The 13,265-nt window shown below is 64.2% G+C and carries 15 protein-coding genes and 3 pseudogenes; 12 read left to right on the top strand and 6 right to left on the bottom strand.

What is annotated here, in order from left to right; all coding sequences use genetic code 11:
- Position 1: 1 nt before the first annotated feature.
- Positions 2-445, bottom strand: coding sequence for a group III truncated hemoglobin (locus JKL45_RS11445; RefSeq protein WP_201861262.1), 444 nt, complete (start codon positions 443-445; stop codon positions 2-4).
- A 77-nt stretch (positions 446-522) separates the two neighbouring features.
- Between JKL45_RS11445 and JKL45_RS11450 the strand changes: the two genes are divergently transcribed.
- Together JKL45_RS11450 and JKL45_RS11455 are read left to right on the top strand one after the other, a co-directional pair.
- Complete coding sequence (locus JKL45_RS11450; protein ID WP_201861263.1) at positions 523-990, top strand: RrF2 family transcriptional regulator; 468 nt, start codon at positions 523-525, stop codon at positions 988-990.
- A gap of 33 nt (positions 991-1,023) precedes the next feature.
- A complete protein-coding gene (locus JKL45_RS11455; protein WP_201861264.1) occupies positions 1,024-1,263 on the top strand; it encodes a hypothetical protein in 240 nt (79 codons plus the stop codon).
- A 104-nt stretch (positions 1,264-1,367) separates the two neighbouring features.
- Here JKL45_RS11455 and hemN read toward each other — a convergent pair whose 3' ends face one another.
- The gene (gene hemN, locus JKL45_RS11460; protein ID WP_201861265.1) at positions 1,368-2,720 is read right to left on the bottom strand and encodes an oxygen-independent coproporphyrinogen III oxidase; all 1,353 of its coding nucleotides are present in this window, start codon (positions 2,718-2,720) and stop codon (positions 1,368-1,370) included.
- Positions 2,721-3,033: 313 nt separating this feature from the next.
- On the opposite strand from hemN, the gene nirK reads away from it, so the two are divergent.
- Positions 3,034-4,131 (top strand): copper-containing nitrite reductase, encoded by a 1,098-nt coding sequence (nirK, locus tag JKL45_RS11465; protein WP_246498483.1) that lies wholly within the window; start codon positions 3,034-3,036, stop codon positions 4,129-4,131.
- A gap of 152 nt (positions 4,132-4,283) precedes the next feature.
- Entirely contained in the window at positions 4,284-4,682 is a 399-nt protein-coding gene (locus JKL45_RS11470; protein WP_201861267.1) for a hypothetical protein, read from the top strand.
- 39 nt (positions 4,683-4,721) lie between these two features.
- Here JKL45_RS11470 and JKL45_RS11475 read toward each other — a convergent pair whose 3' ends face one another.
- Together JKL45_RS11475 and JKL45_RS11480 are read right to left on the bottom strand one after the other, a co-directional pair.
- Positions 4,722-5,012, bottom strand: coding sequence for a DUF6522 family protein (locus JKL45_RS11475; RefSeq protein ID WP_201861268.1), 291 nt, complete (start codon positions 5,010-5,012; stop codon positions 4,722-4,724).
- Between the two features lie 45 nt (positions 5,013-5,057).
- A complete protein-coding gene (locus tag JKL45_RS11480; RefSeq protein ID WP_201861269.1) occupies positions 5,058-5,693 on the bottom strand; it encodes a hypothetical protein in 636 nt (211 codons plus the stop codon).
- A gap of 171 nt (positions 5,694-5,864) precedes the next feature.
- On the opposite strand from JKL45_RS11480, the pseudogene JKL45_RS11485 reads away from it, so the two are divergent.
- Positions 5,865-6,206, top strand: a pseudogene (locus tag JKL45_RS11485) (carbon starvation CstA family protein); the annotation flags it as partial.
- A gap of 16 nt (positions 6,207-6,222) precedes the next feature.
- Here the strand turns inward: JKL45_RS11485 and JKL45_RS11490 are convergent.
- A complete protein-coding gene (locus JKL45_RS11490; protein ID WP_201861271.1) occupies positions 6,223-7,959 on the bottom strand; it encodes a hypothetical protein in 1,737 nt (578 codons plus the stop codon).
- A 286-nt stretch (positions 7,960-8,245) separates the two neighbouring features.
- Between JKL45_RS11490 and JKL45_RS11495 the strand changes: the two genes are divergently transcribed.
- From JKL45_RS11495 to JKL45_RS11505, 3 genes and pseudogenes are all read left to right on the top strand, one after another.
- The gene (locus JKL45_RS11495) at positions 8,246-8,848 is read left to right on the top strand and encodes a DUF2231 domain-containing protein (RefSeq protein WP_201861272.1); all 603 of its coding nucleotides are present in this window, start codon (positions 8,246-8,248) and stop codon (positions 8,846-8,848) included.
- A gap of 110 nt (positions 8,849-8,958) precedes the next feature.
- The gene (locus JKL45_RS11500) at positions 8,959-9,399 is read left to right on the top strand and encodes a PAS domain-containing protein (protein ID WP_201861273.1); all 441 of its coding nucleotides are present in this window, start codon (positions 8,959-8,961) and stop codon (positions 9,397-9,399) included.
- A 6-nt stretch (positions 9,400-9,405) separates the two neighbouring features.
- Positions 9,406-9,928 (top strand): annotated as a pseudogene (locus tag JKL45_RS11505) (DUF488 domain-containing protein).
- A gap of 12 nt (positions 9,929-9,940) precedes the next feature.
- Here JKL45_RS11505 and JKL45_RS11510 read toward each other — a convergent pair.
- Positions 9,941-10,555, bottom strand: a complete 615-nt coding sequence (locus JKL45_RS11510; protein WP_312896948.1) for a YitT family protein — start codon at positions 10,553-10,555, stop codon at positions 9,941-9,943.
- A 240-nt stretch (positions 10,556-10,795) separates the two neighbouring features.
- Between JKL45_RS11510 and JKL45_RS11515 the strand changes: the two genes are divergently transcribed.
- The 4 genes and pseudogenes from JKL45_RS11515 to JKL45_RS11530 all read left to right on the top strand — a co-directional run bounded on the left by JKL45_RS11515 (position 10,796) and on the right by JKL45_RS11530 (position 13,179).
- Entirely contained in the window at positions 10,796-11,620 is an 825-nt protein-coding gene (locus tag JKL45_RS11515; RefSeq protein WP_210345745.1) for a TIGR02587 family membrane protein, read from the top strand.
- 7 nt (positions 11,621-11,627) lie between these two features.
- Positions 11,628-12,050 (top strand): hypothetical protein, encoded by a 423-nt coding sequence (locus JKL45_RS11520; protein WP_201861275.1) that lies wholly within the window; start codon positions 11,628-11,630, stop codon positions 12,048-12,050.
- Positions 12,051-12,087: 37 nt separating this feature from the next.
- Positions 12,088-12,719 (top strand): annotated as a pseudogene (gene trhA / locus JKL45_RS11525) (PAQR family membrane homeostasis protein TrhA); the annotation flags it as partial.
- Between the two features lie 199 nt (positions 12,720-12,918).
- Complete coding sequence (locus JKL45_RS11530; protein ID WP_201861276.1) at positions 12,919-13,179, top strand: hypothetical protein; 261 nt, start codon at positions 12,919-12,921, stop codon at positions 13,177-13,179.
- Positions 13,180-13,265 lie beyond the last annotated feature (86 nt).

A 13,265-nucleotide genomic window follows, 5' to 3' on the forward strand; every position in this document is an offset into this window, starting at 1 on the left:
CTCAGCCGCGATCGCCGTCTCCAGCAGCGCGGCTGGGCAGATGCAGGGCTTTCGGGCCAATGTTGAGGCCGATCTGCAGGCTGTCGGCGATGCGGTGTGCGCGGTCGATGAAGAATTGCGCAACATCAGGCTCGCAGACCTCACGAGCCGTTGCCTCGAATAGGGCAAGCCAGCGCTCAAAGTGCCCCTCCAACAGGGCCATGCCCCTGTGGGCCACCTGCGGTTTGCCCTGATACCGCCCTGTCCGCAGGGCGATGGACGACCAGAAGTCGACCATGATCGCCAGATGCTCGCTCCAGCGGTGTGACAGGGCCTGGCGAAAAATCGGCCCTAATTCCTCATCCTGCAGAACCCGGTCGTAGAAGGTCTCGACCAAATGCCGGATCATGTCCTCTGTCACGCCCTTTGCCGGCTCGATCAGGGGAATCGCGGTAGTTGAACTCATGCCAAAAGACCCCTCACGAATTCCTCTTTGCTTAGACGCAAAAAGATGTATTTTCAATGCATGTTTGAGGAGTTCTAATGAGGCTGACGTCCCACACCGACTTTGCGCTGCGCCTGCTGATGAGCCTCGCGGTCGTGGAGGAGCGTCTTGTCACCATCGAGGAGCTTGCCACGCGGCACGGGCTGTCGCGCAACCACCTGATGAAGGTGGCGCAGACCCTGGTCAGCCTCGGCTACGTGACGGGCGTGCGCGGACGGACCGGTGGCCTGAAGCTCGCCCGGCCTGCCGCCAGCATCCGCATGGGAGAGGTCGTTCGCGCCCTGGAGGACGACACCGCCTTGGTGGAGTGCCTGGGCGATGGTCCAACCACCTGCATCCTGAGCGGCGCCTGCTTGCTCACCCACACGATGGGTCGAGCGAGGGAAGCCTTCTTCGCCTCGCTCGACGAGGTGACGCTGGCTGACCTCGTTGCCCCGCGCATCCTGCTGCGCCAGCGCCTTGGGGTGAGTGAAAGAACTCAACACGGCATCGCCGCCATTGCTTGAGATCAACGTTCAAAACGGAAGGAGACAACAGTCATGCCGATGAAAACCCTTTTGACCACTCTGCTCCTTGTCGCGGCCGGGCCCGCCTCCGCCGAGTGCGTCTACAGAAATGCCTATAACCATCTGACCAACGAATACGTCACCGTTCCGGTCTCCTGCCCTCCCGTGAAGGCAAGCCAGACGCCCAAGTACCGCAGCTGGTATGAGTGCCCGGTTCACGAAGAGCGGAATGCCAAGACCGGGGACGTCTATCAGGTGCGGTCCTGCGCATGACGAACCCGTCAGTGGCGGCTTGAGGGTCGTCACCGACAGGAACGAAACAAACGAGCCCACAGGAGCCGGGCCGAGGTTCGGCTCCTGTGGGCTCGTTGCTGCCATCACACCGCGCGGCTGTGGGTTCTGCCCGACTGGCCGAGGTAGGCATCGAATACAGACGCCACGCTCCGCACCAGGAAGCAGGTGTCATCATTCACCGACAGCACGTTGCCATCGAGCCGGATGACACCGTCGCCCTCCAGCATCTTCAGCCGCGGGATCGCCTGCAGGATGGTCTCAGGCGCCACGCCGTGCCGGCCGCACACCTCCGCCACATCGACCTTGAAGTCGCACATCACCCGCTCGATTAGATCGGCCCTCAGGCGGTCGTCTGCCGTGAGGGAATACCCCTTCGCCGTCGCTAGCTCCCCGCGCGCTATGCGCTCGGCATAGCGCCCCAGCACCACCTCGTTCTGGGCATAGCCCTGCGTCAGCCGTCCGATGGCAGAGGCGCCGAAGCCAATCAGAACGTCGCTGGGATCGGTCGTGTAGCCCTGGAAGTTGCGATGCAGGACGCCATCGACTTGCGCCTTCACCATCGTGTCCTCAGGCAAGGCATAGTGGTCGAGCCCGATTCGGCGGTAACCGGCTTCAACGAGCGCCTCGGCGATGACCTCCGCCTGCTCGTAGCGGGCGGCGCCGTCGGGCAATGCGGCCTCGTCGATCCTGCGCTGATGTTTCTTGAACGTCGGGATGTGCGCATAGCCGAAGACGGAAAAGCGCTCGGGGCGCAATTCAATGCTCTTGCGCACGGTCTCGACACAGGATTCCACCGTCTGGTGCGGAAGGCCATAGATCAGGTCGAAGTTGATGCCGCGCACGCCGGCCTCCCGCAAGCCGTTCGTGGCCCGTGCCGTTTGCTCGACGCTCTGGATGCGGTTGATAGCGCGCTGCACCACCGGGTCGAAGCTCTGCACGCCAAGGCTCGCGCGGGTGACGCCCGCCTCACCCAGGGTCTTCGTCATCGTCTTGGTCAGGGTGCGTGGGTCGATCTCCACCGCGACCTCGGTTTCCTCATCAAGGGAAAATTCCTGCCGCATCAAGGCCATGAGGTCGAGCAACTCGGAGGGCTCCATAATGGTTGGGGTTCCGCCACCGAAATGTAAGTGCCGCACGGTCAGACGGCCACTCAGGCGATCCGTCACGAGTTCGATCTCACGCCGCAGGACAGCGAGATAATCCACGATCGGCGCATCGCGCTGGGTAATGGTCGTGTGACACCCGCAGTACCAGCACATGGAGCGGCAAAACGGCACGTGGAGATAGAGCGAGGTGCTCGTCCCGGCCGGCAGGGACGCCAGCCAGTTCCCATAGGCCTCGTGCCCGATGGTGTCGGAGAACTGCGGTGCCGTCGGATAGCTCGTGTAGCGGGGAAGCCGCTCCTCGCCGTAGCGCGCTCTCAGGTCGTCTTTCATGGTGCAAACCCTCACATCGACGGCCCATCCTCCGGGAGGCTGTCCGCCCTTCATGCAAAGGGGCGTACAGGAAATCTCACCGGGGTTCCTTGCGCTTGCTCAATATGATCCGGCGGCTTTCCCACCGCAGCGCACACATCATTTGATCTGCATCAAATCGTTGGGGATGCTCGCCAAAAATAATGTGCCTTCGAATGTATTCGCCGAAATATTTGCGCTGCAGCAAATAAGGCTGGGAAGCTGAGGAGTACAAAGTCTTCATCCGATGACGGACCAGAACGATCCGCCAGGCGGTCCCATAGAGGAGATGAAGATGAAGGCCCTGAAGATCCCGGGACGCCGGCCGCTGCTTGCGACCGCTGCTGTTTTAGCCCTTGCCACCGCGGCGTGGCTCGGCGCCCCGCTCGCAGCCAACGCAGGCGACAAGGTGGCGGCTGCCACGACGCACGCCCACGTTGCGACCGAGGCAGCCCCGGTGAGCGTGGTGCGCCTGCCTTCCGATCTTCCTGGCCCCATCGGCAAGCGTGGCCCGCAGCGGGTCAAGGTCGACTTCGAGACCACCGAAGTGTCAGGTCATCTCGATGACGGCACCACCTACCACTACTGGACCTTCAACAACAAGGTTCCCGGTCCCTTCGTCCGAGTGCGGGTCGGCGACACGGTCGAGGTCAAGCTGAAGAACGCCGAAGACAGTGCCATGATGCACAATGTCGACTTCCATGCGGTCACTGGCCCCGGCGGTGGCGCCAAGGCCACGGAGGCGGCTCCGGGCGAGACCCGCGGCTTCGAGTTCAAGGCGCTCAACCCCGGTCTGTATGTTTATCATTGCGCCACTCCCATGGTGGCCCAGCACATTGCCAACGGCATGTACGGCCTGATCCTGGTGGAGCCGGAGGAAGGTCTGCCGAAGGTCGATCATGAGTTCTACGTGATGCAGGGTGAGCTCTACACCGAGCAAGCCCACGGCACGAAGGGGCACTTAGGGGAAAGCTATGAGAAGCTGATCAGCGAACGTCCCGAGTACTTCATCTTCAACGGCAGCGCGGACGCCCTGAAGAAGAACCCGTTGAAGGCGAAGGTCGGCGAGACCGTCCGTATTTACTTCGGCGTAGGTGGGCCGAACTACACCTCGTCCTTCCACGTGATCGGCGAGATCTTCGACAAGGCTTACCCATTGGCTTCGCTCAGCTCGCCGATGAAGGATGTGCAGACCATTACTACTCCTCCCGGTGGCGCCAGCGTGGTGGACTTCAAGGTTGAGGTTCCCGGCAACTACATCCTCGTCGACCATGCCCTGAGCCGCGTCGAGCGCGGTCTGGCCGGCATCCTGCAGGTTGAGGGGCCCGAGAACCCCACGGTCTTTAAGGACTACAACCCGCAGAAGTCGGCCCAGTCGACCGGCGGTCATTGACCGGAACGGCTTTAAACGACGGAAAGTCCGGGCCCGGCCCGGACTTTTTGCATCTCGGGTTTTTGCGCCAGGGCAACGAAGCCAGGGCCGTCCTCTGTCTTCATGAGGGAACAAGCAAACACCGCCTCCACCGAACCTAACCGAGACTGTTGATGAAACCTGTCCTGCGCGAGATCGCCGGCGCTTCCGGCCCGGCCACCCCATGCGAACCCTCCCCGCTGCTGACGCGCGTGCGCGCTGTCATGGACACCCTTGACCTGGACTGCCGCTGCCGCGGTAAGCTCGACGCAGCCCTGGAGCGGTTCGAGGCCTTGGAGAGCCGGCGCCAGCTCCGCGGCCTGATCCTCGATGCCCGCCACCAGGCGGAACGCATCGGGGCGCTGCTCGAACTCGTCGGCGAGTTGGACACCGTGTCGACCGACGAGGCGGACCTAAGCGTTTTCCACGAAATCGCACTGCTGTTCGAGGACATCAGGGCCGCGGCGATGCGTGGGGCCGAAGACATGGTCCGTGCGGCAAGACTTGACCTGCGTGGCGGCCAAGCGGGCTGACCTGCAACCCATGCGCCGATTGCGCCTGTCAGAGAGAGTTCACCGGCCCGGCCTGCGCAGAGCCTCTGGCAGCGGCTGGTCGCCATAATCGATGCTGGAGCGCTGCAGGATGCACCCGGCCGCGTCGACCACAAGGCGCAGCCGCCGTCCGGCATGGAAGAACGTGAGCCGGAAACGGCCCTCGTCCTCGCCGATGCCGCGCTCGCAGCGACTGGTGATCGCCCCGCTGCGGAGCAGCTCCGGCACGTGCGACGGCTCCAGGCCCAGTCCCTCACCGAGCACCGAGGCATCAACCTGGATCGTGCCGTCCTGGATCTCAATCTCGGGCATGAGGGTTCCCTTCATTGATGCTGCCGGACATGGGCCACCGTCTCGTCAGGTCGCCGACGCGGAGGCTGTGCCCGGTACGGGCGTCAGCAGGACCACATCCGGATCGTCGGCGTGGTCGAGCAGCAGCTGCCGGACGCGGTCCTGCCACAGCCGGCGGAACTCCTGGGCCTCCGCCGGGGAGGCCTCTCCGCCAAGAACCCGTTGGAACAGCGGTCTGGCATTAGCATGAAGCGGCACGGCGGCGGCGTTCAGGCTCGCGATGATGCGTTCGCTTGTATCACGACGGGTGAACTGAATCTCCCCGCAGATATCGCTCCCGAAGGCGAGCCGGTCACGGCGCTCGAACCGTCCTGCGATCCCCTTGAACCCGCCCTCGCCCGCCGCTCCGGTCAGGAGGGTGGCCACCGAAGCCATCACGCCGGCTACACCCTCGGAGGCGCCCTGGCTCAGCGTGACGTCGATCTCGCCCCGCACCGGAATCCCGTTCCCGTACAGGCACCTGAGCGCCCGCAACGTCATCAGATAGGCGCCGGCCACGGTCGGGCAGGAATGCCCGGCCAGTTTGACGGCATCGAGATAGCTGTACTCGACCAGTCCGTCCTCGGTGGCTCCGAGAAAGGCGCTCAACGGATCGTACAGCGTGAGGCGAGGCGCCTCGTCGAAGAAGCTTGGATAATTCATCGGGACCACCTGATCAGTTGAGCCTTGTCGTTACCGCAGTCCTGCGGCCTACTCGTTGCTCTGGCTCAACCAGGCTGACTATTGCCGGCTCCCGAACTTCGCCCACTCACCGGCGTTGGGGAAGATCATCGCAGACGGCTAGCGCGTCGGCGCCTCTCGGAGAACGCGGCCATGGTCGGTTCCGTTCGCTCTCACCTTGTTTGGGTTCTCATCGGGCTTCTCGGCGCATTCGCCCTGGCGCTAATCGCCGTCGAGCGCGGCGAGCACGTCAACGCGCTCTGGATCGTGGTAGCGGCCATCGCCACCTACCTGATCACCTGCCGCTACTACTCGCTCTTCATCGCCAGACGTGTCATGCAGCTCGACCCGGAGTGCGAGACCCCGGCGGTCCGGCACAACGACGGGCTCGATTACGTGCCCACCAACCGCTACGTGCTGTTCGGTCGTCACTTCGCCGCCATCATCGGCGCCGGCCCCCTCGTCAGTCTCGTGCTCGCGGCCCAGATGGGATACCACCGTCAGATCGCCTTTAGATCGAGATTTCCTCGATGCTCCGCGGCTCCTTTGCAGAGCGGCCATTCTCCTTGCGGCGTGCATTGCCTCGGACCTCATATGCCTTCAGCCGGGCACGCATGATGGAACCAAGCGGGCGGTGAGCGGACAGGCTGTGCGAGGGGCAGAAGAGCAGATCTTCATCCAAAGCCCGGCGTGCGGCATCGAAGGCCTCCTGCGGCGGCAGGATTAGGCGGGCGACCGGCAAGTACGGACTCTCGTCCTCGGGCCACTCGGCATTGGCATTTTCCACCGGCATGCGCTCCAGGTTGGTGCAGAGCTGGATGCCGACCTCATACTCCGCCGGATTGTCGCGAAAGTATTCCACGACGGCCGTGCGCAGGCCGTCCTCATCGGCGGGTGTGAAGCCGGCTTGCCGCAGCTCATGCAGGCGGGGCATGGCAGGCCTGACCCGCAGCTTAGCGATGTAGTCGCCATAACGGTACGGGCATTGGCTGTAATAGGCCTCCGCCAAGGGATGGTTGAACGGATGGCCGTAGAAATCGAGGTTGGCGCTGTCCAGTCCGACGGCGTTGAGCGCCGCATTGGCCGCGCGTGATGAGGCCGAGACGGCTTGCTTCACCCCTTCCGGCAGCGGCATCGCCATCTCGGTCGCGGTGATCTGGGCCAGGAACACCTTGGCGGTGGGTGCAATGAACACTTTGCCGGTGTCGAGCACCCAGTCCTGGGTGACCTCACCTTCGTGACCGGGGAGCATCTCGCCTTCAACGCCGACGATCTTGAGGGACATGCCGCGTGGTGTGGACACCCGGCGGTCATCCAGGAACTCGCCAGGCACATGGGAAAGGCGCACCACGACCGGGTAGGTCCGCAGCTCGGCAAACAGCCCCTGGCGCAACTCGGGAGGCAGATTCTCCAGAACCCGCAGTTCCCCCTTGAGGATGCCATGCGCTTTGGCATGGGACGTGCGCACGGAGCGTCCATAGCGCTCCCGTGTGATCCGGCCGCCGCCAGCCATCGCCTCGATGATCCTGTCGAAGGTCTCCTGCTCGTCCGGCTCGACCTCCTCCACATCGTCGCGGTAGCGGACGAAGGAGGGCTTTGCCTTGGGCTGACCTGAGGCAAAGCCTTTTCCTGCGGGCGACCGCGCGTCGTGAATGCCAGAGGGTCCACTGACAGCCCGGCAGAGGACGTCGGTCACAAGCCCATAGGCCAAATGAGCGACAAGTCCGCGGGCATGGGCGGTCCAAGGATAATCCTGCGGACGGCCGGACAGGCCCAGAGCGGCGTTCATCCCCTCGTCCTTGATCAGGAATAGGCCCAGCCCGAAGAGGCTGCCCCTGCCTGCATCGAGGTAGGCGACCCGCCCGCGCAGGGTACCATACAGCGCCCCGGGCACCATCCCCAGCCCGTAATGCACGATGAGACCAGCCGTATCGCGCTGGCGCCGGGTCAGGACAAGTCCAGCCTGGTCTGCCGTTTCCGCGGCCAGAACTTGGGCCGGATCCATGCCGCCGGGGCGAGCCTGCCGGGTCTGCTGGCGTGTCCGCCTGTTGTCGAGACCGCGCCGGAAGTTGAACCAGTCGATGCGGTCCATTACCCAGACAGCCGCCACTCCTGCGGCCGCGCCCGCCAAGGCATCTAGAACGATGTCTGCGGACGAATGCCGCGAATGCCGGCCAGAGCGCCTCCCGGTCCCTGCCGCAGATCCGGTGGAAGTTGCGTTGGTTCTGTCGCGTGCGGGCTGTGGCATGGCAAATCCTTACCGTGACGGTGCGGGTGTTGCCGAGGGCCACCCGTGGGCCTTGCGCTTTAACGTCCAATCGAAAGACACATCGACTGTTCCAGCTTCGCTATTCGGAGGGATGGTCACTCGCGTTGCATGTGCTGTCGGAACCTGTGCTGCGGCCTGCAATTGACGATGCAGGCGGCCTCAGACAGACGGTTCTGGATCAATGCCACATCCGCCACTTTGGAGGAGAGACACCGACGGTCGTTCTCCTGACAAAGAGGCATTCTCACTGACGGTGAGATTTGCGATGCCGATGCGCGTTCACGAAGTTCATCCTGCCCTTGCCCATTTCCCGGTGGCCCTGCTACCCACTGCCGTGGCGGCCGATCTCATTGGCCGGCTCACCAACAACGATTCGCTGATGGACATGGGACGCCAGCTGATGCCGGTAGCGGCGGCCAGTGTCGCCGCAACGGGGATAGCAGGCTTTGCCGCGCAAGAGGCCGTCAAGACCAGCGATGTCTCCCATGATCTCTTGGTCACCCATCGCACGCTCAACATCGGCCTGCTGGCACTGTCAGTGGGTTTGGCAGCGATCCGTTCGCGCAGCCGGCGGCCAAGCACTGGGTACCTGCTTGCGGGTCTCGCCGGCGCCGCCCTTGTGACGTACTCGGGCTATCTTGGCGGCCGGATGGTTTACGCGCACGGTGTCGGCGTGACCCCTGCCGATGGGATCGAGCCGGAGCGGACACCCGAGATGCCTCACGACGGGTTTGGGAGGGCCGCACGCGCGTCTGCGTCCAACGTCGGCCATGCGCTCAGACACACCGCCCAGGAAATGGCGCAAGGGGAGATCGTCCCGAGATTTCAGGAGCATGCGCCCGCCTACCGGGAGCCAGCCGTAGGCTAGGCTCTGTCCCAAGTGGCAGCAGGCCGACCAGACCTGGGCCCGAGGTGCCGCCAGTGAAATGATCATGCCCCACGGTTCGATGTGACTGGGGGCAGAACCAAGGTTGCCGAATGGATCTGACCCGACTTGCTGCCGATGCGATCCTTACGGCCGCCGCCGACGCGGTGGTGGCAACCGACCGGGATGGGATCATCCAGGTGTGGAACCCTGGCGCGGAGCGTATCTTCGGCCACCGCGCCGACGAGGCGTTGGGCCAATCACTCGACCTCATCATCCCGGACCGCCTGCGCCCGCGCCATTGGGAGGGCTTCCACCGCGTCATGGCTACCGGCGAGAGCCATTACGGCGCAGGCGATCTGCTGTCGGTGCCGGGCATCCGCAAGGACGGGCAACGCATCTCACTGGAATTCACCATCGTGCCGCTCAAGGATGAGGAGGGACAAATGCAGGGCCTCGCCGCGGTGATGCGGGACGTGACCAGCCGGTTCGAGGAAATCAGAGCTCTGAAGCAGAAGCTGGCGGAAGCAAGCGTACCACCGAGCCCTCACTGAAATGGCATGGCGAACGCGTTCTACATCATCGGCCACTCCACCCGCACCATTCCGGAATTCGCAGATCTCCTCCGTGAGGCGAAAGTGGATCTTGTGGTGGATGTTCGGACCGTTCCGCGCTCCCGGACAAACCCACAGTTCAACCGCGACGCTCTGCCGGAGACTCTCGCTGGCTACCAGATAGGATACGAGCACATCGCCGAACTCGGCGGGCTCCGCGGCAGGCAGCGCCAGGCTGAGCCATCCCCCAATGGCTTCTGGGAGAACACGAGTTTCCGGAACTATGCCGACAACGCCCTGACGAGCCGGTTCCGCACGGGGTTCGACCGCCTGACCGGCCTCGGCGGCCGGAGCGTCACGGCGATCATGTGCGCCGAGGCGGTGTTGTGGCGCTGCCGCCGCCGACTACCTGCTCGCCTCTGAGCACCTCGTGTTTCACATCCTCGGCCCCGGCAAGATCGGGCCGGCGGCGCTCATGCCCGGGGCCCGGCCGTCCGTCGGCCGGATCACCTATCCCACCTCGGAATGAGACCGGGCAACCTCAGCTGACGCCGGTGTAACGGCCGGGCCTGTGGTTCGTCGCGAGCACGAGGTTGAGCACGGAGGTCCCGAGCAGCGACAACACGAACCTATCCGGCGCGAGGACAAACACGGACGAAAGAAGGATCAACGCGTCGAGGGCCAACTGGACGTATCCAGCCCTCAGGTTGTGGCGCTCCTGCAGGTACAGCGCCAGGATGTTGATGCCGCCCAGGCTGGCCTGGTGGCGGAAGAGGATCAGAAGTCCGATCCCGGTGAGTGCCCCGCCGCTGACCGCGGCAAAGATCGGGTCGAGATGGCCCATGCTGACCGAGGAGGCCGTCAGCTTTGAGAGCAGGGAAACCAGGAGGACGGCCAGAAAGGTCCTCACTGCGAGCTTCCAGCCCATTCTTTTGACGGCGAGGTAGTAGAACGGAAGATTGACGGTGAAGAAGGCAGCTCCAAACCCGAACCCGGTTGTCTGCCCCAGAAGAAGAGCGAGGCCTGCCGTGCCTCCGGTCAGCAGGCCGGCGGTGCTCAAGAAAGTGACCCCGAGCGCCACCATCAAGGTGCCCGTTAGGATGGCGGCCACATCCTCGTGAGGGCGATGCATGCTCGCCATGACCAGATCCGTCACGGTGTTCCCCTTGTTTCTGACCTCTTGCCCGGTGGGTTTCAGGACGTATCCGGCTTTCCGCCAAGTCTCTTTGACGAGAAGCAAGGACCGACACGATTGTCTGCTCCGTCGGGCGCATTTCAGGTCAGCGGCGCCGGACGCCGGGAACTCGGCACGGGACGGCGGGTTCCCCCTTTAGCCAAGCTTACGCTGCTGGATTGGGCGGGAATATGGAACGTGTGAGCTAACACAAGGAGCACGATGCGAGTGACGAGCGAACGTTACGCCATAGGCCTGGCGCGCGCCTTCGGCGGCGCCATCATCTTCGGCATCCCGCTGCTGATGACCATGGAGATGTGGTCGCTCGGCTTCTCGATGGGCCGCGGCCGGCTGCTGTTTCTCATGATCTTCACCCTCGCGGTGCTCGTCGGCCTCTCCTACTTCTCCGGCTTCGAGAAGACCTTCAGCCTGAAGGAGGACGCCATGGACGCGTTCGCCGCCCTCGGGGTCGGCGTGATCACGTCCGCGGTGCTGCTGGTGGTGCTTGCGGTGATCACCTTCGACATGAGCTGGGGCGACACCGTCGGCCGGGTGGCGCTGCAGAGCGTGCCGGCGAGCATCGGCGCCATGCTCGGGCGCAAGCAGCTCGGGGATGAGCAGGACATGGATGCCGAGGAGGAGCGCAAGCGGGAGGCGGGCTATGGCGGTGAGCTCTTCCTCATGTTGGCCGGCGCCCTGTTTCTCGCCTTCAACATGGCTCCGACGGAAGAGATGATCCTGATCGCCTTCCAGATGACGCCGTGGCACGCCTTGGCTCTGGGGGTGCTGTCCATCCTGCTTCTGCACGTCTTTGTCTACAGCATCGGGTTCTCCGGTCAGGAGGGCCGGCCCGAGGGCGGGAGCTTCCTGTCGACCTTCCTGCACTTCACCCTGACCGGCTACGGCGTCGCCCTGCTGGTGAGCCTCTACGTGCTCTGGAGCTTTGGACGGACCGATGGCGTCTCTGTGGCCGAGACGGCAAACATGCTGGTGGTGCTAGGCTTCCCGGCCTCCCTCGGTGCCGCAACGGCGCGGCTGGTTGTGTGAGACTGTGGTGAACCGGGAACACAAGGCAGGCGAGATCCAGACAGCGAAGGCAGAGCAACAGGTGCCATGGCTCGAATGGGCCGCCTCCGGCATCGGGCTGTTCCTCGTTCTCGGCATCTTCGGCGTCATTGGATGGCAAGTGTTCAACGGTGCTACCACGCCGCCCGAGATCATCGTCGAGGTCGACACAGTGGCGCCAGTGGAGGGTGGCTATCGGGTTCTCTTCCTGGCGCGCAACACCGCCGGCGAGGCCGCCGCGCAGGTGGAGATCGAAGGAACAGTGTCCAAGGCAGGCGCGGATACCGAAACCAGCCGGGTGGTCCTCGACTATATACCCGGGCACTCCGAGCGGCAGGGCGGGCTGTTCTTTACCTATGAACCGCGCTCCGGCTCCCTCGCTGTGCGCGCCACAGGCTTCACCACGCCCTGACCGGACGTCATCAAGGCCGCAATCGGCAGGAGACGCGATGATCAGGTGGGACTACGACATGCATGAAATCCTGGCGGACGGGGTCGTTCACGCGCTGAGAGTTGTTGGCAGTCTCGTCGCCGTGATCGCCCTATTGGTCCTCGCCGCGCCCACGGTCGGCGCCTGGGAGCTGACATCAGTGGCGATCTATGCGTCGGCCTGCTGGCGGTGCTCGTCATCTCCGCTGTCTACAATCTGTGGCCGGTCTCCCCAGTTAAATGGATCCTGCGGCGGTTCGACCACTCGGCCATCTACCTTCTGATCGCCAGCACCTACACGCCGTTCATCACGCAGATGAGGAACGACGTCGCCGCGATGCTCCTGGTGTCCGGCGTCTGGGCGGGGGCGATAGCGGGGATGACTTTGAAGCTGTGCCTGCCGGGCCGGTTTGATCGGCTTGCGATCCTTCTCTACCTGCTGATCGGGTGGAGCGGCGTCATGGCCTACGAGGCGGTGTTCGGCGCCCTGCCCGGTTCGACCCGCGGCCTGCTGGTCTTGGGCGGCATCCTCTACACGGCGGGCGTGGTCTTTCACCTATGGGAGGGACTGCGCTTCCACAAAGCGATCTGGCACGCCTTCGTGCTTGTCGCCGCCGCCTGTCATTACGGGGCAGTGCTGGACTGCATGGTGATGGCGCGGGCTGATTTCCAGTGGTGCCTGAGGCGGCGTGACGTAACGCGTACCCGCGCCTCTCAATCGGGGCCGGCACGCCTTGCGCCTCACCGGAGCACATGAGCGGCTGCGGCAGTCATCGAAAGATTGTGCTAGCGCAAGGAAAACCGCCTCGTTCCACGGCACTCTCCGGCGGCATGAAGCGGAGTTCCTCACGATGACACCTGCCACCCAGCTCCAGTCCCTGATCCAACCAGCGGCAAGCGATGCCGTCATCGAGAACCTGGCCCGCCGGGCCTATGAGGCTTGCCACCCGGACGACTCCTTCGACGCTCTGAAGCGGCGCGCAGGCTTTATCCGGCCGGATGCCGGACTGCTCCGCGTCTGGATGGCAGCGGCCCGAAGCGGACGGCTCGGCCCTCCCGAAGAGGCCTCCGCCGCCCAGGCTGCGGACAGGCCGGACGCGCTGGCCGCATGACAGGGCACACACATCCCTCGGACTGAGCCCCATCAGGAACCATCGGGCAAGCCGGGGATCCCGGCTCACGCCCGGTGACGCACACC

Source organism: Microvirga soli (assembly GCF_016734765.1).
Classification (GTDB): domain Bacteria; phylum Pseudomonadota; class Alphaproteobacteria; order Rhizobiales; family Beijerinckiaceae; genus Microvirga; species Microvirga soli.

Bases quoted from the DNA above. Each gene is read 5' to 3' on its own strand.
- JKL45_RS11445 (WP_201861262.1), bottom strand. From the start codon at position 445: ATGAGTTCAACTACCGCGATTCCCCTGATCGAGCCGGCAAAGGGCGTG.
- JKL45_RS11450 (WP_201861263.1), top strand. From the start codon at position 523: ATGAGGCTGACGTCCCACACCGACTTTGCGCTGCGCCTGCTGATGAGC.
- JKL45_RS11455 (WP_201861264.1), top strand. From the start codon at position 1,024: ATGCCGATGAAAACCCTTTTGACCACTCTGCTCCTTGTCGCGGCCGGG.
- hemN (WP_201861265.1), bottom strand. From the start codon at position 2,720: ATGAAAGACGACCTGAGAGCGCGCTACGGCGAGGAGCGGCTTCCCCGC.
- nirK (WP_246498483.1), top strand. From the start codon at position 3,034: ATGAAGGCCCTGAAGATCCCGGGACGCCGGCCGCTGCTTGCGACCGCT.
- JKL45_RS11470 (WP_201861267.1), top strand. From the start codon at position 4,284: ATGAAACCTGTCCTGCGCGAGATCGCCGGCGCTTCCGGCCCGGCCACC.
- JKL45_RS11475 (WP_201861268.1), bottom strand. From the start codon at position 5,012: ATGCCCGAGATTGAGATCCAGGACGGCACGATCCAGGTTGATGCCTCG.
- JKL45_RS11480 (WP_201861269.1), bottom strand. From the start codon at position 5,693: ATGAATTATCCAAGCTTCTTCGACGAGGCGCCTCGCCTCACGCTGTAC.
- JKL45_RS11490 (WP_201861271.1), bottom strand. From the start codon at position 7,959: ATGCCACAGCCCGCACGCGACAGAACCAACGCAACTTCCACCGGATCT.
- JKL45_RS11495 (WP_201861272.1), top strand. From the start codon at position 8,246: ATGCCGATGCGCGTTCACGAAGTTCATCCTGCCCTTGCCCATTTCCCG.
- JKL45_RS11500 (WP_201861273.1), top strand. From the start codon at position 8,959: ATGGATCTGACCCGACTTGCTGCCGATGCGATCCTTACGGCCGCCGCC.
- JKL45_RS11515 (WP_210345745.1), top strand. From the start codon at position 10,796: ATGCGAGTGACGAGCGAACGTTACGCCATAGGCCTGGCGCGCGCCTTC.
- JKL45_RS11530 (WP_201861276.1), top strand. From the start codon at position 12,919: ATGACACCTGCCACCCAGCTCCAGTCCCTGATCCAACCAGCGGCAAGC.